The organism is Pseudomonas sp. NPDC089395, from assembly GCF_044749525.1.
Classification (GTDB): Bacteria; Pseudomonadota; Gammaproteobacteria; order Pseudomonadales; family Pseudomonadaceae; genus Aquipseudomonas.
This window is the reverse complement of sequence record NZ_JBIVID010000004.1, coordinates 102,284-126,974: the sequence shown is the minus strand read 5'-3', so window position 1 is coordinate 126,974 and position 24,691 is coordinate 102,284. Positions and strand designations below refer to the sequence as shown.

Sequence of the window (24,691 nt, the reverse complement as noted above, 5' to 3'; positions counted from 1 at the left end):
CGTCATTCCCCTTGCGCCGCTGCGGCGGCGCTCACTTCCAGCATGACCCCATGGCGTGCCGTGACCCGCACGTGCTGGCCAGTTTGCAGGGGTGTCGCGCAATGGACCTGCCACTGTTCCCCCTGGGCCTGCACAGAGCCGCAGAAGGGGTCTTCGGCGGTCACCTGGGTGACGGTGACCAGGCTGCCGACCAGGCCGGCATCGCCACTGACCAGTGCCCGCTGACGCGCCTTCATGGCCATGCCCAGCACGCCGCCGATCAACAGCGCCGAGAGCACGGCCAGGGTGGCGATCAGCGCCAGCGGGATGCCGAAGCCGGGCGCATCGGTGTCCACCAGAATCAGTGCACCGACCACGAAGGCAACGATGCCGCCAAAACCGACCACGCCGAAACTGGGCAGGAATGCTTCGGCGATCATGAAGGCGATGCCGAGCAGAATGAGTGCCACGCCGGCGAAACTCACCGGCAACAACTGCAGCGCATACAACGCCAGCAGCAGGCAGATGCCACCGACTACACCTCCGACCGCCGAGCCTGGGTTCATGAACTCGAACAGCAGGCCGTATACGCCGATCATGATCAGGATCAGCGCCACGCTGGGGTTGGTAATGACTGCCAGCAGGCGCGTGCGCCAGTCCGGCAAATGTTCGACGAGGGTGGCATCGCGGGTTTGCAGCGCGTGCGACTGACCGGCGGCGACGAGCGTCTTGCCGTCGAGCTGGCGCATCAGGTCGGGCAGGTCGTCGGCCACCTGATCGATTACCTTCAGGCGCAGCGCTTCACTGGCCGGCAGGCTGACCGCCTCGCGCACGGCCTGTTCCGCCCAGTCGGCATTGCGCCCCCGCAGCTGGGCCAGGCCACGGATGTAGGCAGCGGCATCGTTGACCTGTTTTCGGGCGAGGGTTTGCTCATCCTCGCTTGGTTTGGCCTTGTCGTCCTTTGGTGTGCCAGGTGGCCCACCGATCTGCACCGGCGTAGCGGCCCCGAGGTTGGTCCCGGGGGCCATGGCCGCCACGTGGCTGGCATACAGGATATAGGTGCCGGCGCTGGCCGCGCGGGCGCCGCTGGGCGCGACGAAGGTGGCCACCGGTACCGGGCTTGCGAGGATCGCCTTGATCATCTGGCGCATGGCGCTGTCCAGCCCGCCCGGCGTGTCCATGCGGATGACCACCAGCTGCGCGCCCTGGTCCTTGGCCTGATCCAGGCTGCGAACCAGGTAATCGGCGCTGGCCGGGCCGATGGCGTCGTCGATGCTCAGCACCCAGACCGTGCCGGGCGCTGCAAAGCTACTCGGTGCACAGCCAAGTAGCAGCAACAGCATCAACCAGCGGCAACAGCGAGCGAGCACCTGTCGTCACCTCGTGGGTTTCTATCATTGAAGTTTAGTCGTGGCTGCCGGGGTACGGCCTAAACTTGAACATTGGGGGCGAAACCGGAGGTGCATCATGCGTATGGCCAAGACCTTGCAGCAGCGCCTGGACCAGGCCAACTGCGACTACGACATCATTCCCCACCCACACTCGGCCACCAGCCTCGAATCGGCGCGCACGGCCGGGGTACCCGCAGAGCGGGTCGCCAAGTCGGTCATGCTCGACGACCGTCATGGCAACTACATCATGGCCGTACTGCCGGCCAACCGGCACCTGGACATGAGCAAGGTGCGCATGTCCGGCGCCTGGCAACTGACCCGCGAAAGCGGCCTGCCGAACCTGTTCGGCGATTGCGAGCGCGGCGCCATTCCGGCAATGGGTGACGCCTACCAGATAAAGATGCTGCTCGATTCGAGTCTTACCCGCCAGGGCGATGTCTACCTGGAGGCGGGTGATCACGATCACCTGATCCACATGAGCATGGAGCAGTACCTGAAACTGGTACCGCAAGCCGAAGTACGCGAGCTGTGCTGATGTGCACAAACCAATGCCGGGTTGGCGTCGTGGACGGCCTGCCCGGCACATGAGGAGGAACAATGGACGCACCGACCCATCACTTCGCCGAACTGTTCAAGCAACTGGGCCTGCCCGACGATCCGCAGAGCATCGACCAGTTCATCACCAGCCATTCACCGCTGAAAAACGAAATCAAGCTGGTGGATGCGCCGTTCTGGAACGACGCCCAGCGGGATTTTCTGAAGGACAGCATCATTGAAGATTCCGATTGGGCAGTGCCCTTCGATCAACTTAACGAAGCATTACGCCGCCCGCGAAAATAAAGCGCCGAGCGGCACCTGATGAGTGATTTGGCCGTTGCTATGCTCAGGAAAAACAAGAAGGGGATACGCGCTATGAAAGATCCCTACGCACCAGGTTTCTGGTGCTCCGTGACGATCCTGGGCACCCTGACGGCCGGTTATTTCTACGGTATCCGCCAAACCCAGCAGATGACCCAGGCTGTGCAGTTCCTGTACGCCGCGGCCGCGGTGACCGCGGCGGTCGCGCTGATGGGGCTGACGTGGATTGCCTGGCAGCAGTTGCACTTGAACAAACGTGAAGTGAGGCAGGGCCGAACGCTGCTGACCATCTGGAACACCAAGGTCGCGCTGCGCCGCGTCGAGACGGTGTTCGACCGCTATTTCTGGGGCAGCTACTGGCATTCCGGACGCACCTTCGAGGAGGTGATGGGCGAGCTCAAGGGCACGCCCCTGGAGCAGAGTCTGGATGCGCTTAAGCGCCAGTGCCGAGCACTCGACCGCGAGATCCACGACCACCACCACCATTGGCTGGCCAATGCCCGCGACCTCTCCAGCGTGGCCACGGCCATGGCGCGCGAGCGTTACCAGCTCGACTTGTGCGAACCGTCGAGCACCGGCCATGGCAATACGGCGGTGCTCAACCGCGACCTGGAAGTGCTGGTGTACACCTGGTCGGCGCGCCTGCGCAGCTTCGACCATCAGCTGGACGAGCTGGAGCGCGCTTACCACTAGCGGGGATCATTCGCCGCGAATGTACTGCTCCAGTTGCTGGATCAGGCTGGCCTGCTCCTTGATGGTTTCCTTGACCAGGTCGCCAATCGAGAGCAGGCCCAGCAATTCGCCATGGTTGACCACCGGCAGGTGGCGCAGGTGACGGTCGGTCATCAGGTTCATGCAGTACTCAAGGTTCTGCCTGGGTTCCACCGTGACCACCGGCGCGCTCATGATTTCCCGCACTGGCGTGGCTGCCGAAGAGCGGCCCTTGAGCACCAGCTTGCGGGCGTAGTCACGCTCGCTGACGATTCCCACCACCTGGTCGTTCTCCACCACGGGGAGCGCACCGACGTTTTTCTCCGCCAGCAGTTTCAGCGCGTCGAGCACCGAGTCATCCGGGCCGATGGTGTACACGGTCTGGTGCTGGGACTTGGTCTTGAGGATTTCTTCGACGTTCTTCATACGGGCCTCTGCAGGTGGAAAAACCGAGCTCTTGGAGTAAATAAAGCATCCGGCACGCCGGCCTGCACGGCAATGCAGGAAACGGCATCGAGTCCATTGAAAAACGTCATGGGCGATGTGCATCTGTGCCGCTCCTATCGCCAGCAAGTCGGCTCCCACAGGTAACCCACTGTCCTTGAGGCCTGTGGAGCCCCCCTGTGGGAGCCGGCTTGCCGGCGATAGGGCCGGTGCTGACGAATCAGAGCTTCGGCATCTGCCCGATCCGCACCACCATCTCGCTCACCACCTGCAGGTCGAGCATGAACTGTTCAACCGTCTTGAACTCGTTGTCGTTGTGCCCGGTGTACTTCACATCCGGCATGGCCAGACCGAACTGCACGCCGTTGGGCAAGTCATGCACCGAGGTCGCGCCGGCCGACGCACCGAACGCATGCTTCATGCCCAGGTTCTCGCTGGCAACGTCGAGCAGGGCCTTGACCCATTCACCCTCGGGGTTGCGATACATCGGCTCGTCGAGGCTGTAGTTGAAGGCCACCGAGGTGTGGCTACCGCGCGCCCACTGGCCCAGCTTGTCGGCCAGTTCGTCCTTGATCGTGGCCAGCGGCTTGCCTTTCGGGATGCGCAGGTTGACGGCCAGTTTCAGGCCTTTTTCATCCACGCCGACAAAGGTCAGCGAGGCGGTCAGCGGGCCCATGAACTCATCCTTGAAACCAATGCCAAGCTTGTTGCCCAGGTAGTCCAGGCCCCAGTTGTCGGCCGCAAAACGGGCGGCATCGGTGAAGTGGTTGCGCTTGAGAGGCACTTGCTGGCCCAGGCCGTTGATGAAGTCGAGCATGCGCGCCACCGGGTTGACCCCGGATTCCGGCTCGGAAGAGTGGGCCGAAACGCCGGTGACCGTGAGCAGTACCTTGTCGCCCTCGGCCTTGGCGTCGATCTTGAAGTCGTTGCCATTGCGCTGCACATAGTCGGCACCGGCTCTTTCGAGCTGCGCGGCCAATTGCGCCGGGTTGTCGCTTACCAGCGTGGCCACGGACGTGGTCGGAATCTGGTTGGTGGCCAGGCCGCCGGTCAGGTTGATGATTTCTGCGCCCTTGCCGCTGCCTGGGCGTTTGCTGAAGCTGGCCATGACCGTGCCGTAGCCTTTCTCGGCGATCACCACCGGGTAGCCGCCATCGAGCGCCAGGTTGTAGTCGGGCGTAGGGTTGCGGGCGAAGTAATAGGGGATGGCGTCACCGCTGGTTTCTTCGGTGGTGTCGATGAGCAGCTTGAACTGCCGGGCCAGTGGCAGCTGTTCGTCCTTGGCCACCTTCAGCGCATAAAGGGCGACGACAATGCCGTTCTTGTCGTCCTCGGTGCCACGGCCATACATGCGGTCGCCGACCAGGGTCACCTTGAAGGGGTCCAGGCGGGTGCCGTCTTCCAGCTTCCAGTTGTCAGGGTTGACCGGCACCACGTCGGCGTGGGCATGGATGCCGACCACTTCCTTGCCAGTCCCGAGGGAAATTTCATACACGCGGTTGTCGATGTTGCGGAAGGCCAGGCCAAAGCCTTCGGCCAGGGACTTGATCTTGTCGGCGATCTTGAGGAACTCGGGGTTCTCATGCTGCGGGACGCCCTCGACGTTGAACGTGGGGATGGCCACCAGTTCACGCAGGGTTTCGGTGGCGGCCTTGCCGTACTTGATGCGGGTGTACAGGCCCAGCAGGCGGTTGATCTCGTTTTGCTGGTCGGCGCTGAGGGGCTTTTTGGCGAGGTAGGCGTCGAGGGTTGCACCGAGGTTGTCGGCCTTGGCCAGTTCACTGCCCTTCAGTTTGCCGAGGAACGCTTTGAAGTTGGCCGGGTCAGCGCCGTCGTAGGCTTTGACGATAGCGGCGGACTGTTGCTGCGTAAGGTTGGCCTGGGCAGGCAGGCTGAGCAGACCCGCGCTGGCCAGCAGCACGGTTACGGAAAGTGTTTTCAGGAGCATGGGGGCGCATTCCTTCGCGATAGGTGAAAAGGTTGCTCACGCTATCACCAATGCCCCGCGGCACGGGAGTGCCAGAACGCGATATGTCGCACAAACGAAAAAGCCCCGGGCATGGGCCCAGGGCTTCTTGATATGGCGCACTCGGCGGGATTCGAACCCACGACCCCTGCCTTCGGAGGGCAGTACTCTATCCAGCTGAGCTACGAGTGCAACGCGCACGCATGATACCCATCTGATTCGATGTCGTCCATCGCCTTGATCTTCGGACTTTTTTCCGGCTTGTCCAGGCCTGTGGGAGCCGGCTTGCCGGCGATAGGGCCCGCCCGGCCACCACAAACCCCTCTATCCATATGCAATAACAGTATTTCCCCATCAATTCTTATGCCCGCTACTATCTCATCACAACTTGTTATAACAAGTAGCCGAATAGCGAAGGAACCCATGGCCGAACTGCTCCCCCTGTCCCCGGTACCGCTCTACACCCAGCTCAAGGAACTGCTGCGCGAGCGCATTCTCGACGGCACCTACCCGCCGCACAGCCGCATGCCTTCGGAGAGCGAGCTGGGCAAGGCGTTCGATGTCAGCCGCATCACCGTGCGCCAGGCGCTGGGCGACCTGCAGAAAGAAGGGCTGATCTTCAAGATCCACGGCAAAGGGACGTTCGTCGCCAAGCCCAAGGCGTTCCAGAACGTCAGCACCCTGCAGGGCCTGGGCGAGTCGATGACGCAGATGGGCTACGAAGTGATCAACCGCCTGCGCAGCTTCCGCCATGTACCGGCCACGGCACTGGTGGCGGCGCGGCTGCAGGTCGAGGAGGGCAGCCTGGTGACCGAGATCCGCCGGGTGCGACTGATCAACCGCGAACCTGTCTCGCTGGAGCTGACCTGGCTGCCCAAGGCCGTGGGCGAAAAACTGGAAAAAGCCGACCTGGTCACCCGCGACATCTTCCTGCTGCTGGAAAACGACTGCGGCATCCCGCTCGGCCACGCCGACCTGGCCATCGATGCCGTGCTGGCCGACAGCGACCTGACCCAGGCACTGGAGGTTGAAGAAGGCTCGCCGATCATGCGTATCGAGCGTCTGACCCACACCGCCGATGGCACGCCGTTGGACTTCGAACACCTGTACTACCGCGGCGATGCCTTCCAGTACCGCCTGCGCATCGATCGCCAGAAGGGGGGCAAGGCATGAGTATCCAGACCCAGGACTACGACATCATCGTCATCGGTGGCGGCACCGCCGGGCCGATGGCGGCTATCAAGGCCAAGGAGCAGGACAAAAGCCTGCGCGTGCTGCTGCTGGACAAGGCCAACGTCAAGCGCAGCGGCGCCATCAGCATGGGCATGGACGGCCTGAACAACGCGATCATCCCCGGCCACGCCACGCCCGAGCAGTACACCAAGGAAATCACCGTGGCCAATGACGGCATCGTCAACCAGGCCACCGTGCATGCCTATGCCACCCACAGTTTCGAGACCCTCGAGCAGCTCGACCGCTGGGGCGTCAAGTTCGAGAAGGACGAAACCGGCGACTACGCGGTGAAGAAGGTGCATCACATGGGCGCCTACGTGCTGCCCATGCCGGAAGGCCATGACATCAAGAAGGTGCTGTACCGCCAGCTCAAGCGTGCCCGCGTCGAGATCAGCAACCGCATGGTCTGCACCCGCGTGCTGCTCGATGGCGAAGGCGCCGCCGCCGGGGTGCTCGGTTTCGACTGCCGCAGCGGCGAGTTCCGCGTGGTGCGGGCCAAGGCGGTGATCCTCGCCTGTGGTGCCGCCGGGCGCCTGGGGCTGCCGTCGTCGGGCTACCTGATGGGCACCTACGAGAACCCGACCAATGCCGGCGACGGCTATGCCATGGCCTATCACGCGGGTGCCGAGCTGGCCAACCTCGAGTGCTTCCAGATCAACCCGCTGATCAAGGACTACAACGGCCCGGCCTGTGCCTACGTGACCGGCCCGCTGGGTGGTTATACCGCCAACAGCAAGGGCGAGCGCTTCATCGAGTGCGACTACTGGAGCGGGCAGATGATGTGGGAGTTCCACCAGGAGCTCGAAGGCGGTAACGGCCCGGTGTTCCTCAAGCTCGACCACCTGGCCGAGGAGACCATCCAGAACATCGAAGAAATCCTGCACAGCAATGAACGCCCCAGCCGTGGCCAGTTCCATGCCGGGCGTGGCACCGACTACCGCCAGCACATGGTCGAGATGCACATCTCCGAGATTGGCTTCTGCTCTGGGCATTCGGCCTCGGGGGTGTGGGTCAACGAGAGGGCCGAGACCAGCGTCAAAGGCCTGTATGCCGCGGGCGACATGGCGGCGGTGCCGCACAACTACATGCTCGGTGCCTTTACCTATGGCTGGTTCGCCGGTGTCAACGCCGCGCAATACGTGGCCGGGCGCGAGCTGGCCGAGGTCGATGTCGCCCAGGTCGAGCGCGAGCGCGAGCGGGTGTTCGCACCGCTGCAGCGGGAGCACGGCCTGCCCCCGGCACAGGTGGAGTACAAGCTGCGGCGCATGGTCAATGACTACCTGCAGCCGCCCAAGGTGACCAAGAAGATGGAGATCGGTCTGGCGCGCTTCGCCGAGATCGAGCGCGACCTGGACCAGATGAAGGCCAGTAATCCCCACGAGCTGATGCGGGCGATGGAAGTGGCGGTGATCCGTGACTGCGCCGAGATGGCCGCACGCGCCTCGTTGTTCCGCGAGGAAAGCCGCTGGGGGCTGTACCACCATCGGGTCGATTTTCCCGAGCGCAACGATGGCGAGTGGTTCTGCCATTGCCACCTGAAGAAGGGCGAGGACGGTGCGATGACCAGCTTCAAGAAACCCGTCGAGCCGTACCTGATCGCTTTGGATGCCGAGGAGCAGGCGGCCTATGACCGGTTGCGGGTCAAGGCCGATGCCGCGTGAAGCGGGGCCGCTTTGCGGCCCTATCGCCGGCAAGCCGGCTCCCACAAGGTCAGCGGTGATCGGTGTGGGAGCCGGCTTGCCGGCGATAGGGCCCTCAGCCCCACCGAAAATCAGAACAAAGGATCCCGTGAAATGGCCTACCAACCCCAAGAAATCTTCTTGCGCAGCAGCGCCCCGGTCACCATCGACGAAGACAAATGCATCGCCGAAAAGGGCTGCACCGTGTGCGTCGAGGTCTGCCCCATGGACCTGCTGGCCATCAACCCGGCCACGCAGAAGGCCTACATGGCCTTCGACGAGTGCTGGTACTGCATGCCTTGCGAAAAGGACTGCCCCACCGGTGCGGTAAAGGTCGACATCCCTTACCTGCTGCGTTGAACCCTTGCAACGAAGGACCGCGTCATGACTGAACGCAACACTGACAACCCCGACATCCTCGCCCTGCTGCCTCGCCTGGAAGCCACCGACGCTGGCGTGCGCCGCATCGCCCTGATCGAACTGGCCGACCTCGAAGACCCGGATGCCCTGCCGTGGCTCACCGATGCGCTGCTGGTCGACGCGGCCGACGAAGTTCGCAGCGAGGCCGCGCGGCTGCTCGAAGCCTGGGAAGACCCCGAGGTGGTGCAGGCCCTGTGCGCCGCGCTGGCCGATGCTGCCGAGCCCGTGCGCCAGGCCGCTGCGCAGAGCCTCAGCGAACTCAAGAGCCCCGAAGCCGGCCAACTGATCCTGCCTTGGACCAGTCACGCCGAGCCCTTCGTGCGCGCCAGCGCCCTGCGTGCCTTGCGCGAGCTGCGCCTGGAAGAGGCCGCCGCGCCTGCGCTGCTGGCGCTGGCGGATGACGACGCGGCCGTTCGGCGCGAGGCGGTGGGCATTCTTGGCTGGCTCAAGCACCAGCCTGCCTTGCCGGCGCTGGCCAGGCTGGCCGAGGTCGAGCCGGACACCGAAGTGCGCCGTGCGGCCATTGGTGCACTGGGTCTTGCCCGTGACAGCGCCGTGCTGCCGGCGTTGGTGGCGGCGCTGAATGATGCGGCCTGGCAAGTGCGCGAAGAGGCCGCCACTACCTTGGGTAAAGTGGGCCAGGAACAGGCCGGCCCAGCGCTGGTGAATGCGCTTGCCGATGACTTCTGGCAGGTACGTCTGCGAGCGTCGCGTTCATTGGGGCGCCTGCGCTATGGCCCTGCACTGGACGCGCTGGGCGAGCTGCTCGGCCATGGCATCGCCAACCTGCGCAAGGAAGCGGCGCTGGCGCTTGGCGAATTGGGTCAGGCGCGAGCCCTGCCGGTGTTGCAGGCGGCCGAGGCCGATAGCGATCCGGAGGTGCGCAAGGCGGTGCGCATTGCCTTGGCACAACTGCGCGGTGCTGTCTGATGAATGCGCCTGGGGCAATCCGCAACCTGCGCGGGCCTGGGCAGTTGCTGCTGCAGTGGCCAGATGGCGAGCGCACGCTCAGCCATGCCCGCCTGCGCGGCGCCTGCCCGTGCTCGCAATGCCGTGCGGCGCGGCTGGCAGGACGCATCGCCGTGGTGCCTGCCGAGGTTCGCATCGAGCGGATCGAGCCGCAGGGGTATGGGGTGCAGCTGGTGTTCAGCGATGGGCATGAGCGGGGCATTTATCCCTGGGACTACCTGCGCGATCTTGGCTGAAGCAACCGGCCCTATCGCCGGCAAGCCGGCTCCCACAGGAACCCCACAAGTCTTGAATTCTGTGGAGTACCTGTGGGAGCCGGCTTGCCGGCGATTGGGCCAGCGGCCGTCACAAGGCAATCAGCTCTGGCCTCAACCCTTCGACCCGACGCGCTGGCACCGGCAGGTACCCACCATCGCCGGTGATCTGGTGCAGCACCTTCTCCCGCAACCCATGCAGCGCCACCCCCGTGCGCAGCCGCGGGTGTGGCAAATCGATCTCGACCACCGACTTGATCCGCCCCGGGCGTGGCTCCAGCACCACCACCCGGTCAGCCAGATAAGTGGCCTCCTCGGCATCGTGCGTCACCAGCAAGGTCGTGATCCCGGCACGTTCGCGGATGGCCAGCAGCTCATCCTGCAGTTGCTGGCGAGTCAACGCATCCAGCGCGCCGAACGGCTCGTCCAGCAGCAGGATACGCGGGCTGGCCACCAGCCCACGGGCGATCGCCACCCGCTGCGCCATGCCGCCGGAAAGCTGGTGCGGGTAAGCCGACTCGAAGCCGACCAGGCCCACCAGCAGCACGAACTCATGCACGCGGCGGGCACGCTCGCCCTGGGTCAGCGGCTCGTTGACCAGGCCAAGGGCGATGTTCTGTTCCACCGTCAGCCACGGGAACAGGCGGTGCTCCTGGAACACGATGCCACGCTCGCTGCCAATGCCGCTGACGGCCTGGCCGTCGACGCGAATGCTGCCGCTGTAGTTGGTGTCCAGCCCGACCAGCAGGCGCAGAAGGGTCGACTTGCCGCAGCCGGAAGCGCCGACGATAGCGATGAATTCGCCTTCATTGATCGACAGGTTGAAGTTGCGGATGGCTTCAAAGGGTTGGCCATCGACGCTGAAGACCTTGCCGACGCCTTCGAAACTGACCAGCGCGGGCGTGGTGTCGGGTTGATTGGCCGCCAGCAGGTGCGACGTGTTGAAAGCGTTCATGCGGTTCTCCAGCGCGTGGCGCGCAATTCGAGGCGTTGTCCGAGGGTGCCGAGCAGGGCGCCGACCAGGCCGATCAGGACCATGGCGGCCATGACTTGATCCATGCGAAACAGCTGTTGCGCGCCAATCATCAGGCTGGCGATGCCGCCGTCCGACGGCATGAAGTACTCCGCGCCGATGGTGCCCAGCCAGGCATAGATCAGCGACAGGCGCAGGCCGGCGAAAATGGCCGGGGCCGCGCCGGGCAGTACCAGCAGGCGCAGGCGTTGCCACAGGTTCAGGCGCAGCGTGCGGGCGGCTTCGCCCAGTTGCGGCGAAAGGCTGGCGATACCGCGCTGGGTGGCGATCAGCAGGGGAAAGAAGGCGGCCAGGCCGACGAACACGTACTTGGCGCCTTCGCCCAGGCCGAACCAGGCGGTCAGCAGCGGCACCCAGGCGAACAGCGCCACTTGGCGCAATGCCGACAGGCTGGGCCCGAACACCCGCTCGGCGTTTCGTGACAGGCCCAGCAACAGGCCGGCCAGCAGGCCGGCGCCGCCGCCAAGCAGCAGCCCGGTCAGGGTGCGTTGCAGGCTCAGCAGCATGGCTTGCGGCAGCGAACCATCGGCCAGGCCGGCCAGCAGCGTGCGCACGACATCCAGCGGCGACGTCAGGATGTTCTGGTCGACCCAGCCAAGGCTGCTGCTGGCTTGCCACAGCGCCAGCAAGGCTGCCGGCAGCAGCAGGCTTTGCCAGCCTTTGGGCACGGGCCCGCGCTGCTGTTCGCCAGTGGCGGCTTGCGGCCAGTGCAACAGGCGCTTTTCCAGGATTGAAAAGCCGCGCTCCAGCAGCGCACCGACCAGGCCGATCACCAGGATGCACAGCAGCACCAGGTCGAGCATGAACAGCTGCCGGCCCCACACCATCAGGTAACCGATGCCTTCGCTGGAGGCCAGCAGCTCCACGGCCAGCAGCGAGGTCCAGCCGGTGGCCAGGGCCAGGCGTACACCGGTAAGGAAGGCGGGCAGGGCAGCGGGCAGCAACAGGCGCAGAAACAGCAGGTGGCGCGGCAGGCGCAGCGCGGCGGCGGCTTCGCGCAGCTTGGGCTGGGCGTCGCGCACACCGACCAGGGTGTGCAAGGTCACCGGCACCACCACGGCTTTTACCAGCACCACCAGCTTGAGCAGTTCGCCGATGCCGAAGAACAGCATGAACAGCGGGATCCATGCCAGGGTAGGGATCTGCGCCAGCGCCACGAAAGTGGGCAGCACCAGCGTCTGGGCGTTACGCGAAGTGCCCAGCCAGGTGCCCAACAGCAGGCCACTGCCGATGCCCGCCAGCAGTCCCCAGAACAGCCGTTGCAAACTTATCCACAAGTGCCCCCAGAGCTCACCAGAACCGAATTCCACAGCGCTCTGCCAGACCAGCGAGGGCGCCGGCAGGATCTGCTCGCTCATCCAGTGCAGCCGGCTCGCCACCACCCACAGCAGCGCGATCAGCACCGGAAGCACCCAAGCCAGAGCGCACCTGGCCCTGTAGGAGCGGCCTTGCGTCGCGAAAGGGCTGCGCAGCGGCCCCAGAAGCCTCCCCCAACCCTTACTCAGAATTCCATTCATCGGCCATCTCTCAAAGCGTTTCTAGGTTATGCACTTATGGAATTAAAAATTCGTTCAAGTGACTTTCAAGAGATAAGAGCATGCGCTCCCTGCATCCGAAACCCTTTGCGCATTGCGTTTTCCTCATATTTTCCATGCGTTTTTCGCAACCTGATCGCGGAGCCGCGTACTCCGTGCTTTATGTCTTCTGGTTACTAAAAAATGAAGTTTTGATCTTTGTAGGTTCTAACCAGACCTGCCTAGCTTCTGGCCAAAGCGCCGGCCATCGCCGGTGGCAGCCTGCCAAGGAGCCTTGCCATGAAAACCCCGCTGCGCCACCTGATCACCGCCCTCGGGCTGGTCAGTTTCTTCGCCCTCAGTGCCCAGGCGGCCGAGCCGGCCAAGCCCGAGAGCATCCGCATCGCCGTGCCCGACCTGAGCGCCGGCAGCAAGCACAGTGCCGGGGGTGTGGTCGATGTGCTGCGCGATCAGCAACTGCTGGAGAAAGCCTTCGCCAAGGACGGCATCCGCATCGACTGGCTCTTCTTCAAGGGCGCCGGGCCAGTGGTCAACGAAGCACTGGCCAATGGGCAGGCCGACTTCGCCTACCTGGGTGACCTGGCAGCCATCGTCGGCAAGGCCAATGGCCTCGACACCCGCGTGCTGACGGCCGGTGTGCGCGGGGTGAAAAGCTACCTGGGCGTGGTGCCGGGCTCCGGGATCAAGACCCTGCACGACCTCAAGGGCAAGCGCGTGGCGGTGTTCCGTGGCACCGCCAACCAGCTGTCGTTCGCCAGCGCCCTGGCCAGCCAAGGGTTGTCCGAGCGTGACCTGAAAGTGATCAACCTGGACTTCAACGCCGCCAACGCTGCCCTGGCCGCCAAGCAGATCGATGCCACCTGGGGCCTTTCCAGCCTGCTCTCATTGCGGGAGCGCGGCCTGGTCGAGCTGCCGGTCAACTCCCGTGACCTGGAAGGCGCCGGCAGCACCCAAGCTGTCCTGCTGGGCACCGGTGCGTTCATCGACCAATACCCCGAGCTGGTCCAGCGCCTGGTCACTGCCCAGCAGCAAGCCGCCGGCTGGCTGCGCGACGAACACAACCGCGAGGCCTACGTCGACCTGGTGGCGAGCAACGCCAACTGGCCGCGCAGCATCCTCGCCGACGACCTGGCCAATGAAGACCTCGCCCACTACTTCGATCCACGACTGGACGCCGAATTCGTCGCCCAGTTGCAGCAAGGCGTCGACCTGGCTGCCCGGGAGCGCCTGATCCGCCGCGGCTTCCAGGTATCCCAGTGGATCGAACCGCGTTTCCTCGATGCTGCCTTGCAACAGGAACAGGCCGTGCAGGCCGCCCGCTGAACCCCATGACCCGACAATGACCGCAAGGACCACGACCATGAGCAATGCCGCCCTGGCCACCGCGCCGCAAACCCTCGCACTCGATATCCGCCCTGTCGCCGGCCGCATCGGCGCCGAAATTCGCGGCGTCAGACTGTCCGCCGACCTTGATGCCGCCACGGTCGAGGCGATCCAGGCCGCCCTGGTCACGCACAAGGTGATCTTCTTCCGCGGCCAGACCCACCTGGACGATCTAAGCCAGGAAGGCTTCGCCAAGCTGCTGGGCGAGCCGGTTGCCCACCCCACCGTGCCGGTGGTCGATGGCACCAGCTACCTGCTCCAGCTCGACGGCGCCGAAGGCCAGCGGGCCAACTCCTGGCACACCGACGTGACCTTCGTCGATGCCTACCCCAAGGCCTCGATCCTGCGCAGCGTGGTGGCGCCGACTTCCGGCGGCGATACCGTGTGGGCCAATACCGCTGCGGCCTATCAGGAACTGCCCGAGCCGCTGCGGGAGCTGGCGGATAAGCTGTGGGCGGTGCACAGCAACGAATACGACTACGCCAGCCTCAAGCCGGATGTGGACCCGGCCAAGCTCGAACGCTACCGCCAGGTGTTCACCTCGACGGTGTACGAGACCGAGCACCCGGTGGTGCGGGTACACCCGATCAGTGGCGAGCGCGCGCTGCAGCTGGGGCATTTCGTGAAACGCATCAAGGGGTATTCGCTGGCGGATTCGCAGCACTTGTTCGCGGTGCTGCAGGGGCACGTGACGCGCCTGGAGAACACCGTGCGCTGGCGCTGGGAAGCGGGGGATGTGGCGATCTGGGACAACCGCGCGACGCAGCATTATGCGGTGGATGACTACGGTACCCAGCCGCGCATCGTGCGGCGGGTGACGTTGGCAGGTGAGGTGCCGGTCGGGATCGATGGGCAGTTGAGCCGGACGACGCGTAAAGGCTGATATTGCCGGGGCCGCTATGCGGCCCTTTCGCGACACAAGGCCGCTCCTACAGGACTGCGCGGTTTCTGTAGGAGCGGCCTTGTGTCGCGAAACGGGGGCAAAGCCCCCGCCAATCACACCTCGGTATCACAGGCAATCAACTGCCTGACCATCCCCTGCGCCAACGGCGACAACCCATACCCCACCCGGCTCACCACCCCATAGCGGGTATAGAACGACTCCTCCTGCTCCGGCGCCAGATCCGCCAGCTCCAGCGCCACCAGCCCCGCCTGATACGGCCGCAAGTTGGCGCCGCAAGCAATGCCGATGGTGTCCGAGTGCATCACCACATTCAGCAGCGCGTAGCCATGCTCGCATTCCACCGTCGGCAAAAAGTCCTGCCGGCCGCTGAGGTCGCTGAGCACCTTGCGGATGTTCGGCGGGCGAAAGGTGGTTGCCAGCGGGTAATCGAACAGGTCCCGTGCATTGACCTGGCTGCGCTCGGTCAGCGGATGGCCCGCGCGGCAGCAGAAATGCCAGCGCTGGGCGGCCAGCTTGTGCACCCGGTAGTCCGGGTCGGACTCGAACTGGCGGGTGTCGGCGACGAAGAACTCGATCTCCTCGGCGATCAGCTTGCGGTTCAGGGCCTGCCAGTTATCCACCTGAAAGCACGTGCGCGCCGCCGGGTACTCGGCGACGAAACGCGCCACGGCCCGAGGGACCAGACCGCCGGCCGGCGCCGGGCCGGAGCCGAAGCGCACCACCCCCGTGGTGGCGCCATTGAACTGGTGGATCTCGTTGACCAGGTTGTGCGCCCCATGCACCAGCCGCCGCGAGTGCTCCAGTACCAGCAAGCCCTGACGGGTGGGCGACAGCTCCTTGCTGGCGCGGTCGACCAGACGGCAGCCAACGTTGTGCTCCAAGGTCTGGATGCTGCGGCTGAAGGCCGATTGCGACAGGTTCACCGCGGCCGCCGCAGCGACAAAACTGCGGTGCTCGACAAGGGCGATGAAGTGGCGGAGCTGACGGAGATCTATATGCATTTTCTACATGAAAACTATCGGTCGAATGCAATTGATGAAGAGAGTGAGCCCCCTTATAAAGGGTGTTACTTATTCCACAAAATATGAATTATAAATATTTATATCGCTTAAAAGAATATAAGCCCGACTGACCGCGATTCGGTTCCGCCAACGGAAATGCTCGCCAGGGCCCATGCCTCAAGGAGCATTTGCATGTCCCGAACTTTCCGTTGGCCTGCGCACGTGTCGCGGTCCGTCTTGCAACCTCTGGCCGCTGGCGTGTTGCTGGCGGCTTCCGGTGCCAGCTTTGCCGAAGAATCCCCCAGCACTACCCCCGCCGTGGAACAGGACGCCAAGCTCGGCACCGTCACGGTCAACGCCCGCCGTCGCGAGGAAACCGCCCAGGACGTGCCCACGCCGATCAGCGTGCTCGACAGCGAAACCCTGGAAACCCAGCGCATCTACCGTGTGCAGGATCTGCAACAGCTGGTGCCCAGCACCAACGTGGCCTATGTGCATGCGCGCCAGTCGAGCATCTCGATTCGCGGCCTTGGCAACAACCCGGCCAGCGACGGCCTGGAAGGCAGCGTCGGCATCTACCTGGACAACGTCTACCTGGGAAGGCCGGGCATGGCGGTGTTCGATCTGCTCGACGTGGAGCAGCTGGAAGTGCTGCGCGGCCCGCAAGGCACCTTGTTCGGCAAGAACACCACGGCGGGGGTGCTGAACATCACCACGCGCAAGCCGACCTTTCACCGCGAGGGCAGCATTCAGCAGTCCATCGGTGAAGACGGTTACCTGCAAACTCAGGGCAGTTTCTCCGGGCCGATCAGCGAGACCTTGGCCGGGCGCATCAGTGCCTACCACACCGAAGACGACGGCTATGTGAAGAACATCCACAACGGCGAAGACCTCAACGGCGGCAAGCGCCAGGGCTTTCGTACCCAGCTGCTGTTCCAGCCCAGCGAAACCTTCAACCTGCGCTGGATCGGCGAGTACAACGAGGAAGACTCCAACAACGGCATCCTCAGCCTGTACAGCACCGGGCCGACCATCAATGGCGTCAACCGCTATGAAAGCCTGGCGGCCCAGGCCGGCGCGACGCTGGTCTCGGGCAAGGACCGCAAGGTCAATTTCGACGCCGAGCAACGGGTGACGGTGTTCCAGGGTGGCACCTCGGTGGAGGCCAACTGGACGTTGCCCAACGACTTCACCCTGACCTCGATCACCGCCTACCGCTGGTGGGACTTCACCCCGCGCAACGACGATGGCCTCAACGTGCCGGTGTTCTACAGTGCCGGGGTATCGGTGCGCGACAAGCAGTATTCCCAGGAGATCCGCCTGGCGTCGCCCACCGGTGGTGCCTTCGACTACGTGCTGGGCGCGTATTACTTCAAGCAGGATCTGGACAACAAGTCCTTCACCTATCACGGCCCGCAGGCAGACATCTGGAACCTCACCCCGGCCGGTGCCCTGAACAACGTCAACACCATTGGCGACGGGCACATCGACACCGACAGCTATGCGCTGTTCGCCCAGGGCACCTGGCACCTTACCGACCGCCTGGACTTCACCGCCGGCGTGCGCGGCACCTATGAAGAGAAGAGCGCCTGGGTGACCCGCGATGCGCCAACGGGCGGCGCAGCAGTGACCGGTGCCGCCGCGGCCGCGCGCCAGGGCAGGGTGGGGGCCTACGACTCGGGCGACCTCAACCAGTACAGCTTCAGCCCATCGGGCCTGCTCGGCCTCAGCTACCGCTTCAACGAACAGTTGCTCGGCTATGCCACGCTCACCCATGGCGAGAAGTCCGGTGGCATCAACCTGACCGTCGGTGCGGCGCCGCGCCTGGGCACCGACTCGCTGCTGGTCGGCACCGAGCGGGTCAACAACGCCGAAGTGGGCCTCAAGAGCACCCTGTTCGACGACCGCCTGCAGCTCAACACCAACCTGTTCTGGGCCGAGGTGCATGGCTACCAGGCCAACGTCTACGACCAGATCAACCGCGTGCAGTACCTGGCCAACGCCGGCCGCGTGCGCTCGCGGGGCCTGGAGTTCGAGGCCACGGCGCTGCCGATTCGCGGCCTGACGGTGAACTTCAACGGCTCGTGGAACGACGTGCGCTACACCGAGTACGACGACGCCCCGTGCCCACCTGAAGTGAGCCTGGCCAATGCCACCGCCACGTGCGACCTGTCCGGCCACCAGGTGGTCGGGGCCTCCAAGTACATCGCCAACCTCAACGGCCAGTACAAGTGGCAGCTGAGCCAGCACGTCGAGCCCTACGTCACCGCCAGCTACGCGTTCCGCTCCAAGGCGGTGGGCACCATCGACGATTCCGACTTCGGCCAGATCCCCAGCTACGCGCTGGTCAACCTGTCCACCGGCGTGCGCCTGGACCAGGGCGACGGCGTGCTCGACCTGTCGCTGTGGGTGAAAAACGCCGGCGACAAGACCTACTTCACCAGCCTGTGGAACTCCGCCAACGGTGGTTATGCCGGCGTGCTCGGTACCCCGCGCACCTACGGCGCCACCGCCCGTTACGACTTCTGAGCACAAGGAGCTTTGCCATGAATGCCAAGACCGAAACCCCTGCACTGCCTGAAGGCGCCTGCCTCACTGCCAAGGTGCCCGAGCGTGATGAAGCGCTGCTCGGCGATGTGCTGGTCAACCCGTATCGCCTGGCGCCGCTGACCGCCATCATTCGTGACGGCGGGCGCGCCCTGAGCGCGGCCCATGTCCGCGTGCTGGGCCGTGGTGAGCGCGGCGTGGACATCACCTACGAGGTGTCCGACCGTTCGCTGTGGACCTACGGCGGCATCCCGGTGTTCGGGCTGTACCCGGACTACGTCAACCAGGTGGAAGTGACCTACAAGCTGGACGGTGAGCGCATTCGCGAGCGCTACCAGATCTACGCCCCGGCCGTGCGCCTGCCGGTGGTGGCGAAGCAGACGGCTGCGTTGCCGGAGGTCGAGCCGGTCAAGGTCGCGCCTGGTTTCGAGAACCGCCTGTACCTGTTCAACCACTTGCAAGGTGACATTCCCGGTGGCCGTGCCTTCAAGTGGAACGGCCTGGGCGGTGCCGCCGAATGGGATCAGGTGGGCAACAACTGGATCGCCGACAGCAATGGCGACGTGCGCTGGTACCTGGATATCGAGCAGATCCACGACTCCAACCGCCGCGATGGCCTGGGCGGCACCATGGGCTTCCAGCAGACCCGTGACGGCAAGCTGATCTGGGGCCAGGGCCAGACCTATTCGAAGTACGACCTGCTCGGCCGGCGCATCTGGCAACGCAGCCTGCCGGACAAGTTCGCCGACTTCTCCCACGAAATCCGCGAGACGGCCAACGGCACTTACTTGCTGCGGGTCGGCACCAGCGACTACCGCCGACCGGATGGCAAGCGCGTGCGCTCGATCCGCGACCACATCATCGAGGTAAACGAAGCGGGGGATGTCCTGGACTTCTGGGACCTGAACCAGATCCTCGACCCTTACCGCGGCGACCTGCTGGAAACCCTGGGCAAGGCTGCGTTGCAGTTACCTGAGGGTGTACAGAAACAGGACGACCGGCTGGCCAACGAACTGGCCGAAGGCGACCTGCCGTTCGGCGACACGCCGGGCGTCGGCACCGGACGCAACTGGGCGCATGTGAATGCCATCGACTACGACGCCGATGACGACAGCATTATCGTTTCAGCTCGGCATCAAGGCGTGGCGAAGATTGGTCGTGACAAGCAGGTGAAGTGGATTCTGGCTTCGCCACAAGGCTGGCCGCAGCGCTTGCAGGAAAAAGTACTCAAGCCGATTGCCAGCGAAGGCTTCGACTGGTCGTGGACTCAGCACACCGCCTGGTTGACCGGCAAAGGCACGCTGACGGTGTTCGACAATGGCTGGGGGCGGGATTTCGCGCCGACCAAGCTGACCGGCAACTACAGCCGGGCGGTGGAGTACAGGATCGACGAGGCCAAGGGCACGGTCGAGCAGGTGTGGGAGTACGGCAAGGAGCGTGGCGACGAGTGGTACAGCCCGGTGACCTCGGTGGTGGCGTATCGGCCGGAGACCGATACCCAGTTCATCTATTCGGCTTCGGTGAATTTCCTGACGGCCGAGAAGCTGACCACCACGGTGCTCAACGAGGTGCGGCGGGGGACTCAGGAAGTGCTGGTGGAGTTGAAGGTGCATAGCCGCCAGCCGGGCAGCGTGGGTTATCGGGCGCTGGTGATCGACCTGGCCAAGGCCTTTTGAATCCATCGCTTCGGGAGGGCCGTCGGTCCTCCTTTCACATTCTCTTCAGTTCATTCGTCTAACCTGTACTGGCCCTATCGCCGGCAAGCCGGCTCCCACAGGTACTCCACCGAGCCTGAGAATCGTGGGGTCCCTGTGGGAGCCGGCTTGCCGGCGATAGGGCCAGTTGCTGCTACAAAAAACATGAAATCCCCACCGGCGTGTTCAACCATTCGTTCTTTTTTTCGAACAGCCTATTGTCCTACACCCCAGCAGCCGCTTAGCATTCGTTTGAGATTTCAAACGCTCGATGCCCTGTTATGGGCGCTTTTCAATAATTCAACAATTCGGGAAGCCGACATGCAGCTCAAAGACGCTCAGTTGTTCCGCCAGCAAGCCTTCATCAACGGTGAGTGGCTGGATGCGGACAGCGGCCAGACCATCAAGGTGACCAACCCGGCCACCGGTGAAGTCATCGGTACCGTGCCGAAGATGGGCACCGCGGAAACCCGCCGCGCCATCGAAGCCGCCGACAAGGCCCTGCCGGCCTGGCGTGCACTGACCGCCAAGGAGCGTTCGGCCAAGCTGCGTCGCTGGTTCGAACTGATGATCGAAAACCAGGACGACCTGGCTCGCCTGATGACCACCGAGCAAGGCAAGCCACTGGCCGAAGCCAAGGGCGAAATCGCCTACGCCGCCTCGTTCATCGAGTGGTTCGCCGAAGAAGCCAAGCGCATCTACGGTGACACCATCCCGGGCCACCAGGCAGACAAGCGCCTGATCGTCATCAAGCAGCCGATCGGCGTCACCGCCGCCATCACCCCGTGGAACTTCCCGGCCGCGATGATCACCCGTAAAGCCGGCCCGGCCCTGGCCGCCGGTTGCACCATGGTGCTCAAGCCTGCTTCGCAAACCCCGTACTCCGCCCTGGCCCTGGTCGAGCTGGCTACCCGTGCCGGCATCCCGGCTGGCGTGCTGAGCGTGGTGACCGGCAGCGCTGGCGAAGTCGGTGGCGAGCTGACCGGCAACTCCCTGGTACGCAAACTGTCCTTCACCGGCTCGACCGAAATCGGTCGCCAGCTGATGGAAGAATGCGCCAAGGACATCAAGAAAGTTTCCCTGGAGCTGGGTGGCAACGCCCCGTTCATCGTGTTCGACGACGCCGACCTGGACAAGGCGGTCGAGGGCGCGATCATCTCCAAGTACCGCAACAACGGTCAGACCTGCGTCTGCGCCAACCGCATCTACGTGCAGGACGGTGTCTACGACGTCTTCGCCGAGAAGCTGGCCGCTGCAGTGCGCAAGCTGAAGATCGGTAACGGCCTGGAAGAAGGCACCACCACTGGCCCGCTGATCGACGGCAAGGCTGTCGCCAAGGTCCAGGAGCACATCGAGGACGCCGTTTCGAAAGGCGCCAAGGTACTGGCCGGCGGCAAGATCATCGAAGGCAACTTCTTCGAGCCGACCATTCTGGTCGACGTGCCGAAGTCTGCCGCTGTCGCCAAGGAAGAGACCTTCGGCCCACTGGCGCCGCTGTTCCGCTTCAAGGACGAGGCCGAAGTCATCGCCATGTCCAACGACACCGAGTTCGGCCTGGCCTCGTACTTCTACGCCCGTGACATGAGCCGTGTGTTCCGTGTCGCCGAGGCCCTGGAATACGGCATGGTCGGCATCAATACCGGCCTGATTTCCAACGAAGTCGCGCCGTTCGGCGGCATCAAGGCCTCGGGCCTGGGCCGTGAAGGTTCCAAGTACGGTATCGAGGACTACCTCGAGATCAAGTACCTGTGCATCAGCATCTGATGCGCTAAAGGTTTTACCTCTGCCAGCGGGGCGCGAGAGCGACGTCTCGCTGGCCTTTTTGACATAGCAGTACCTGGTGGCCAGGGCGCCTTTGACAGTCGATCAACGAATACTGATCAAGGGCACTCCCAGCCACCCCCGAGTAAAGGCGCCGCTGACCGGCGCAAATGAGGGCATTATGAGCAAGACCAACGAATCCTTGATGCAACGTCGTGTCGCCGCCGTCCCACGTGGCGTTGGCCAGATCCACCCGATCTTCGTCGATACCGCGAAGAACTCGACCGTGATCGACGTTGAAGGCCGCGAACTGATCGACTTCGCCGGTGGCATCGCAGTACTGAACACCGGCCACCTGCACCCGAAAGTGGTTGCGGCCGTGCAAGAGCAGCTGACCAAAGTTAGCCACACCTGCTTCCAGGTTCTGGCCTACGAGCCCTACGTAGAGCTGTGCGAGAAGATCAACAAGCTGGTCCCAGGCGACTTCGACAAGAAGACCCTGCTGGTCACCACCGGCTCTGAAGCAGTTGAAAACGCCATCAAGATCGCCCGTGCTGCCACCGGCCGTGCTGGCGTGATCGCCTTCACCGGCGCTTACCACGGCCGTACCATGATGACCCTGGGCCTGACCGGCAAGGTCGTTCCGTACTCCGCTGGCATGGGCCTGATGCCAGGCGGCATCTTCCGCGCACTGTTCCCGAACGAACTGCACGGTGTGAGCGTTGACGACGCCATCGCTTCGATCGAGCGCATCTTCAAGAACGACGCCGAGCCTAAGGACATCGCCGCGATCATCCTCGAGCCCGTTCAGGGCGAGGGTGGCTTCATCCCTGCTCCGAAAGAGCTGATGAAGCGTCTGCGCGCCCTGTGCGACCAGCACGGCATTCTGCTGATCGCCGACGAAGTACAGACCGGCGCTGGCCGTACTGGCACCTTCTTCGCCATGGAGCAGATGGGCGTCGCGCCTGACCTGACCACCTTCGCCAAGTCCATCGCTGGCGGCTTCCCGCTGGCCGGTGTGTGCGGCAAGGCCGAGTACATGGACGCCATCGCCCCAGGCGGCCTGGGCGGTACCTATGCCGGTTCGCCGATCGCTTGCGCTGCGGCCCTGGCCGTGATCGAAGTGTTCGAAGAAGAAAAACTGCTCGACCGCAGCAAGGCTGTTGGCGAGCGTCTGGTTGCCGGCCTGAAGCAGATCCAAGCCAAAAACCCAATCATCGGCGACGTTCGCGCCATGGGCTCGATGATCGCTGTGGAAGTCTTCGAGAAAGGCACCCACACCCCGAACGCTGCTGCCGTCGCCCAAGTGGTTGCCAAGGCACGTGACAAGGGTCTGATCCTGCTGTCCTGCGGCACCTACGGCAACGTCCTGCGTATCCTGGTTCCGCTGACCGCCGAAGACGCACTGCTGGACAAAGGCCTGGCCATCATCGAAGAGTGCTTCGCTGAACTCGCTTGATGTGACGCGCTTCATAAAAAAACCCGCCTAGGCGGGTTTTTTTTGTGCCCAACAAAGGCCCGTGACGCTATGGTTGTGGCAGGACTTGCCTTGGAAGCTGCGACGGATTGCGTGTCAGGGATATTAGGAGTTGGCCATGAGCGCTGCAGACCCCACACCACCTAGCGTACTGATTGCCGAAGGCGATCCGTGGGTACGCGACATGCTTCGCGAAATGCTCCTCAGCGTACGCTGCGATGCCCGGCTACAAGTGTGTGCCGACGGTTCACAGGCGCTGACCGCCCTGGCCAGCAAACCCGACCTGATCATTGCCGCCCGTGAACTGGCGGGTGTCGATGGCCTCGACTTGCTGCGCAAGGTGCGCGCCAAGGGGCCGGGCCTGCCGTTCATCCTCATGAGCAGCCGCAGCGACAGTGCCAGCGTGCGCGAAGCGCTGCCGTTGCATCCCACGGCTTACCTGAGCAAGCCGTTGAACATGGACAACCTGCGCAAGCGTCTGGAAGAGCTGCTGCTGGCCGTAGGCGAACAGATCGCCTGCCCCGTGCCGCCCTTGAAACCGGATGCCAGCTTGCCGGCCTTCCTCGAACAGCGCCGGGCCAGCGCCGACGGTGGCCCGCTGTTTGCCGATGTGCAGCTGGCGATCAAGCGTGCGCTCAACCCCCAAGGCCTGAACCTCAAGGTGCTGGAGGAGGAAGTGCGCAACGACCCGCAGATCACTGCGGTTTTGATCGCGGCCGCCAACAGCGCCGCCCTGCACCGCGACGCGCCGGTGCAAACCTTGCTGCAGGCGCTGAACAAGCTAGGCAGCACCCAGAGCATGAACCTGATCCTGGGCCTGACCCTCAAGCGCAGCGCGCGCCTGAGTGACCCCTTGCTGGCGAAGCACGCCGCGCACTTCTGGAACCTGTCGCTGCATACCGCCGAGTACGCCCGTTCCCTGGCGCGCATGCTCGAACTGGATCAGGAGCGGTGCTATTGCGCGGGCCTTTTGCATTGCCTGGGTGACCTGGCGGTGCTGCGCTGCCTGCAGGAATGGCGCCTTGCCGGGGGAGAGCTGGACGAGGCGCGGGTGAAGTCGGCGTTGGATGAGTTCGGCGCAGCGTTCGGCTCGGCCTTGCGTACCCGCTGGCGCTTGCCGCTGAGCCTGCGTGAACTGATCGCGGCGATCTACCAGCTGGGCGGCGGGGTGTATTCGCGCGAGATCCTGGCCATGAACCTGGCTGGGCAATTGGCGCGGCTGCCGGCGGACCAAGGGCTGGAGAGGATGGCCGACAACAAGACGGCGCGGTTGCTCAAAGTAGGGTTGCCGGAGTTGAACCGGCTGCGCAAGGTGGACGCCAAAGAGCCACCGGTTTCTGAAGAAGATATTTCGACTTGAGACCCTGGGGCCGCTTTGCGGCCCTTTCGCGACACAAGGCCGCTCCTACCGAGGTACGCGATCTCCTGTAGGAGCGGCCTTGTGTCGCGAAA

Annotated in this window: 21 protein-coding genes and 1 tRNA gene; 15 read left to right on the top strand and 7 right to left on the bottom strand. The window is 64.0% G+C overall.

The features are described 5' to 3' along the window. Nucleotides 1-2: 2 nt before the first annotated feature. Nucleotides 3-1,349: a nodulation protein NfeD gene (locus ACIPZG_RS11310; protein ID WP_400713540.1), complete on the bottom strand. Its 1,347-nt coding sequence runs from the start codon at nucleotides 1,347-1,349 to the stop codon at nucleotides 3-5. A 97-nt stretch (nucleotides 1,350-1,446) separates the two neighbouring features. Between ACIPZG_RS11310 and ACIPZG_RS11305 the strand changes: the two genes are divergently transcribed. The 3 genes from ACIPZG_RS11305 (at nucleotide 1,447) to ACIPZG_RS11295 (ending at nucleotide 2,921) form a co-directional block, all read left to right on the top strand. Continuing rightward, nucleotides 1,447-1,905: an aminoacyl-tRNA deacylase gene (locus ACIPZG_RS11305; RefSeq protein ID WP_008099435.1), complete on the top strand. Its 459-nt coding sequence runs from the start codon at nucleotides 1,447-1,449 to the stop codon at nucleotides 1,903-1,905. 62 nt (nucleotides 1,906-1,967) lie between these two features. Beyond that, entirely contained in the window at nucleotides 1,968-2,210 is a 243-nt protein-coding gene (locus ACIPZG_RS11300) for a DUF2789 domain-containing protein (protein ID WP_008099433.1), read from the top strand. A gap of 72 nt (nucleotides 2,211-2,282) precedes the next feature. Continuing rightward, nucleotides 2,283-2,921, top strand: a complete 639-nt coding sequence (locus ACIPZG_RS11295; protein ID WP_400638735.1) for an NADH:ubiquinone oxidoreductase subunit N — start codon at nucleotides 2,283-2,285, stop codon at nucleotides 2,919-2,921. 6 nt (nucleotides 2,922-2,927) lie between these two features. Here the strand turns inward: ACIPZG_RS11295 and ACIPZG_RS11290 are convergent, their stop codons facing one another. The 3 genes from ACIPZG_RS11290 to ACIPZG_RS11280 form a co-directional block, all read right to left on the bottom strand. Beyond that, nucleotides 2,928-3,365 (bottom strand): CBS domain-containing protein, encoded by a 438-nt coding sequence (locus ACIPZG_RS11290; RefSeq protein WP_400638736.1) that lies wholly within the window; start codon nucleotides 3,363-3,365, stop codon nucleotides 2,928-2,930. Nucleotides 3,366-3,603: 238 nt separating this feature from the next. Then, a complete protein-coding gene (locus ACIPZG_RS11285; protein WP_400713537.1) occupies nucleotides 3,604-5,331 on the bottom strand; it encodes a dipeptidase in 1,728 nt (575 codons plus the stop codon). Nucleotides 5,332-5,464: 133 nt separating this feature from the next. Further along, nucleotides 5,465-5,541: transfer RNA gene (locus ACIPZG_RS11280), tRNA-Arg, on the bottom strand. 231 nt (nucleotides 5,542-5,772) lie between these two features. Here ACIPZG_RS11280 and ACIPZG_RS11275 point away from each other — a divergent pair. The 5 genes from ACIPZG_RS11275 (at nucleotide 5,773) to ACIPZG_RS11255 (ending at nucleotide 9,886) form a co-directional block, all read left to right on the top strand. Continuing rightward, nucleotides 5,773-6,522, top strand: coding sequence for a GntR family transcriptional regulator (locus tag ACIPZG_RS11275; RefSeq protein WP_008096638.1), 750 nt, complete (start codon nucleotides 5,773-5,775; stop codon nucleotides 6,520-6,522). Next, the gene (locus ACIPZG_RS11270; RefSeq protein WP_400713534.1) at nucleotides 6,519-8,243 is read left to right on the top strand and encodes a fumarate reductase/succinate dehydrogenase flavoprotein subunit; all 1,725 of its coding nucleotides are present in this window, start codon (nucleotides 6,519-6,521) and stop codon (nucleotides 8,241-8,243) included. Before ACIPZG_RS11275 ends, ACIPZG_RS11270 begins: the two co-directional genes overlap by 4 nt. 132 nt (nucleotides 8,244-8,375) lie before the next feature. Next, nucleotides 8,376-8,621, top strand: a complete 246-nt coding sequence (locus tag ACIPZG_RS11265; RefSeq protein WP_400638742.1) for a ferredoxin family protein — start codon at nucleotides 8,376-8,378, stop codon at nucleotides 8,619-8,621. A gap of 24 nt (nucleotides 8,622-8,645) precedes the next feature. Further along, the gene (locus ACIPZG_RS11260; RefSeq protein WP_400713531.1) at nucleotides 8,646-9,611 is read left to right on the top strand and encodes a HEAT repeat domain-containing protein; all 966 of its coding nucleotides are present in this window, start codon (nucleotides 8,646-8,648) and stop codon (nucleotides 9,609-9,611) included. Continuing rightward, complete coding sequence (locus ACIPZG_RS11255) at nucleotides 9,611-9,886, top strand: DUF971 domain-containing protein (protein WP_400713528.1); 276 nt, start codon at nucleotides 9,611-9,613, stop codon at nucleotides 9,884-9,886. Before ACIPZG_RS11260 ends, ACIPZG_RS11255 begins: the two co-directional genes overlap by 1 nt. 109 nt (nucleotides 9,887-9,995) lie before the next feature. Here ACIPZG_RS11255 and ACIPZG_RS11250 read toward each other — a convergent pair whose 3' ends face one another. Together ACIPZG_RS11250 and ACIPZG_RS11245 are read right to left on the bottom strand one after the other, a co-directional pair. Then, complete coding sequence (locus ACIPZG_RS11250) at nucleotides 9,996-10,859, bottom strand: ABC transporter ATP-binding protein (RefSeq protein WP_400713525.1); 864 nt, start codon at nucleotides 10,857-10,859, stop codon at nucleotides 9,996-9,998. Beyond that, the gene (locus ACIPZG_RS11245; RefSeq protein WP_400713522.1) at nucleotides 10,856-12,454 is read right to left on the bottom strand and encodes an ABC transporter permease; all 1,599 of its coding nucleotides are present in this window, start codon (nucleotides 12,452-12,454) and stop codon (nucleotides 10,856-10,858) included. Before ACIPZG_RS11245 ends, ACIPZG_RS11250 begins: the two co-directional genes overlap by 4 nt. 297 nt (nucleotides 12,455-12,751) lie before the next feature. On the opposite strand from ACIPZG_RS11245, the gene ACIPZG_RS11240 reads away from it, so the two are divergent. Together ACIPZG_RS11240 and ACIPZG_RS11235 are read left to right on the top strand one after the other, a co-directional pair. Beyond that, nucleotides 12,752-13,795 carry an ABC transporter substrate-binding protein gene (locus ACIPZG_RS11240; protein WP_400713519.1) on the top strand — a complete coding sequence of 348 codons (1,044 nt, stop codon included), beginning with the start codon at nucleotides 12,752-12,754 and terminating at the stop codon, nucleotides 13,793-13,795. A gap of 37 nt (nucleotides 13,796-13,832) precedes the next feature. Next, the gene (locus ACIPZG_RS11235; protein WP_400713516.1) at nucleotides 13,833-14,738 is read left to right on the top strand and encodes a TauD/TfdA dioxygenase family protein; all 906 of its coding nucleotides are present in this window, start codon (nucleotides 13,833-13,835) and stop codon (nucleotides 14,736-14,738) included. A 113-nt stretch (nucleotides 14,739-14,851) separates the two neighbouring features. Here the strand turns inward: ACIPZG_RS11235 and ACIPZG_RS11230 are convergent, their stop codons facing one another. Continuing rightward, nucleotides 14,852-15,760 (bottom strand): LysR family transcriptional regulator, encoded by a 909-nt coding sequence (locus tag ACIPZG_RS11230; RefSeq protein ID WP_400713513.1) that lies wholly within the window; start codon nucleotides 15,758-15,760, stop codon nucleotides 14,852-14,854. 156 nt (nucleotides 15,761-15,916) lie between these two features. Here ACIPZG_RS11230 and ACIPZG_RS11225 point away from each other — a divergent pair, with 156 nt between their 5' ends. The 5 genes from ACIPZG_RS11225 to ACIPZG_RS11205 all read left to right on the top strand — a co-directional run bounded on the left by ACIPZG_RS11225 (nucleotide 15,917) and on the right by ACIPZG_RS11205 (nucleotide 24,599). Continuing rightward, nucleotides 15,917-18,289, top strand: a complete 2,373-nt coding sequence (locus tag ACIPZG_RS11225; protein WP_400713510.1) for a TonB-dependent receptor — start codon at nucleotides 15,917-15,919, stop codon at nucleotides 18,287-18,289. Nucleotides 18,290-18,306: 17 nt separating this feature from the next. Beyond that, complete coding sequence (locus ACIPZG_RS11220; protein ID WP_400713507.1) at nucleotides 18,307-19,983, top strand: aryl-sulfate sulfotransferase; 1,677 nt, start codon at nucleotides 18,307-18,309, stop codon at nucleotides 19,981-19,983. 339 nt (nucleotides 19,984-20,322) lie between these two features. Next, nucleotides 20,323-21,765, top strand: a complete 1,443-nt coding sequence (gene gabD / locus ACIPZG_RS11215; RefSeq protein WP_008096617.1) for an NADP-dependent succinate-semialdehyde dehydrogenase — start codon at nucleotides 20,323-20,325, stop codon at nucleotides 21,763-21,765. 178 nt (nucleotides 21,766-21,943) lie between these two features. After that, entirely contained in the window at nucleotides 21,944-23,221 is a 1,278-nt protein-coding gene (gene gabT, locus ACIPZG_RS11210; protein WP_400638753.1) for a 4-aminobutyrate--2-oxoglutarate transaminase, read from the top strand. 136 nt (nucleotides 23,222-23,357) lie between these two features. Then, nucleotides 23,358-24,599, top strand: a complete 1,242-nt coding sequence (locus ACIPZG_RS11205) for an HDOD domain-containing protein (protein WP_400713504.1) — start codon at nucleotides 23,358-23,360, stop codon at nucleotides 24,597-24,599. Nucleotides 24,600-24,691 lie beyond the last annotated feature (92 nt).

Bases quoted from the DNA above. Each gene is read 5' to 3' on its own strand.
- ACIPZG_RS11305 (WP_008099435.1), top strand. From the start codon at position 1,447: ATGCGTATGGCCAAGACCTTGCAGCAGCGCCTGGACCAGGCCAACTGC.
- ACIPZG_RS11300 (WP_008099433.1), top strand. From the start codon at position 1,968: ATGGACGCACCGACCCATCACTTCGCCGAACTGTTCAAGCAACTGGGC.
- ACIPZG_RS11295 (WP_400638735.1), top strand. From the start codon at position 2,283: ATGAAAGATCCCTACGCACCAGGTTTCTGGTGCTCCGTGACGATCCTG.
- ACIPZG_RS11290 (WP_400638736.1), bottom strand. From the start codon at position 3,365: ATGAAGAACGTCGAAGAAATCCTCAAGACCAAGTCCCAGCACCAGACC.
- ACIPZG_RS11285 (WP_400713537.1), bottom strand. From the start codon at position 5,331: ATGCTCCTGAAAACACTTTCCGTAACCGTGCTGCTGGCCAGCGCGGGT.
- ACIPZG_RS11275 (WP_008096638.1), top strand. From the start codon at position 5,773: ATGGCCGAACTGCTCCCCCTGTCCCCGGTACCGCTCTACACCCAGCTC.
- ACIPZG_RS11270 (WP_400713534.1), top strand. From the start codon at position 6,519: ATGAGTATCCAGACCCAGGACTACGACATCATCGTCATCGGTGGCGGC.
- ACIPZG_RS11265 (WP_400638742.1), top strand. From the start codon at position 8,376: ATGGCCTACCAACCCCAAGAAATCTTCTTGCGCAGCAGCGCCCCGGTC.
- ACIPZG_RS11260 (WP_400713531.1), top strand. From the start codon at position 8,646: ATGACTGAACGCAACACTGACAACCCCGACATCCTCGCCCTGCTGCCT.
- ACIPZG_RS11255 (WP_400713528.1), top strand. From the start codon at position 9,611: ATGAATGCGCCTGGGGCAATCCGCAACCTGCGCGGGCCTGGGCAGTTG.
- ACIPZG_RS11250 (WP_400713525.1), bottom strand. From the start codon at position 10,859: ATGAACGCTTTCAACACGTCGCACCTGCTGGCGGCCAATCAACCCGAC.
- ACIPZG_RS11245 (WP_400713522.1), bottom strand. From the start codon at position 12,454: ATGAATGGAATTCTGAGTAAGGGTTGGGGGAGGCTTCTGGGGCCGCTG.
- ACIPZG_RS11240 (WP_400713519.1), top strand. From the start codon at position 12,752: ATGAAAACCCCGCTGCGCCACCTGATCACCGCCCTCGGGCTGGTCAGT.
- ACIPZG_RS11235 (WP_400713516.1), top strand. From the start codon at position 13,833: ATGAGCAATGCCGCCCTGGCCACCGCGCCGCAAACCCTCGCACTCGAT.
- ACIPZG_RS11230 (WP_400713513.1), bottom strand. From the start codon at position 15,760: ATGCATATAGATCTCCGTCAGCTCCGCCACTTCATCGCCCTTGTCGAG.
- ACIPZG_RS11225 (WP_400713510.1), top strand. From the start codon at position 15,917: ATGCTCGCCAGGGCCCATGCCTCAAGGAGCATTTGCATGTCCCGAACT.
- ACIPZG_RS11220 (WP_400713507.1), top strand. From the start codon at position 18,307: ATGAATGCCAAGACCGAAACCCCTGCACTGCCTGAAGGCGCCTGCCTC.
- gabD (WP_008096617.1), top strand. From the start codon at position 20,323: ATGCAGCTCAAAGACGCTCAGTTGTTCCGCCAGCAAGCCTTCATCAAC.
- gabT (WP_400638753.1), top strand. From the start codon at position 21,944: ATGAGCAAGACCAACGAATCCTTGATGCAACGTCGTGTCGCCGCCGTC.
- ACIPZG_RS11205 (WP_400713504.1), top strand. From the start codon at position 23,358: ATGAGCGCTGCAGACCCCACACCACCTAGCGTACTGATTGCCGAAGGC.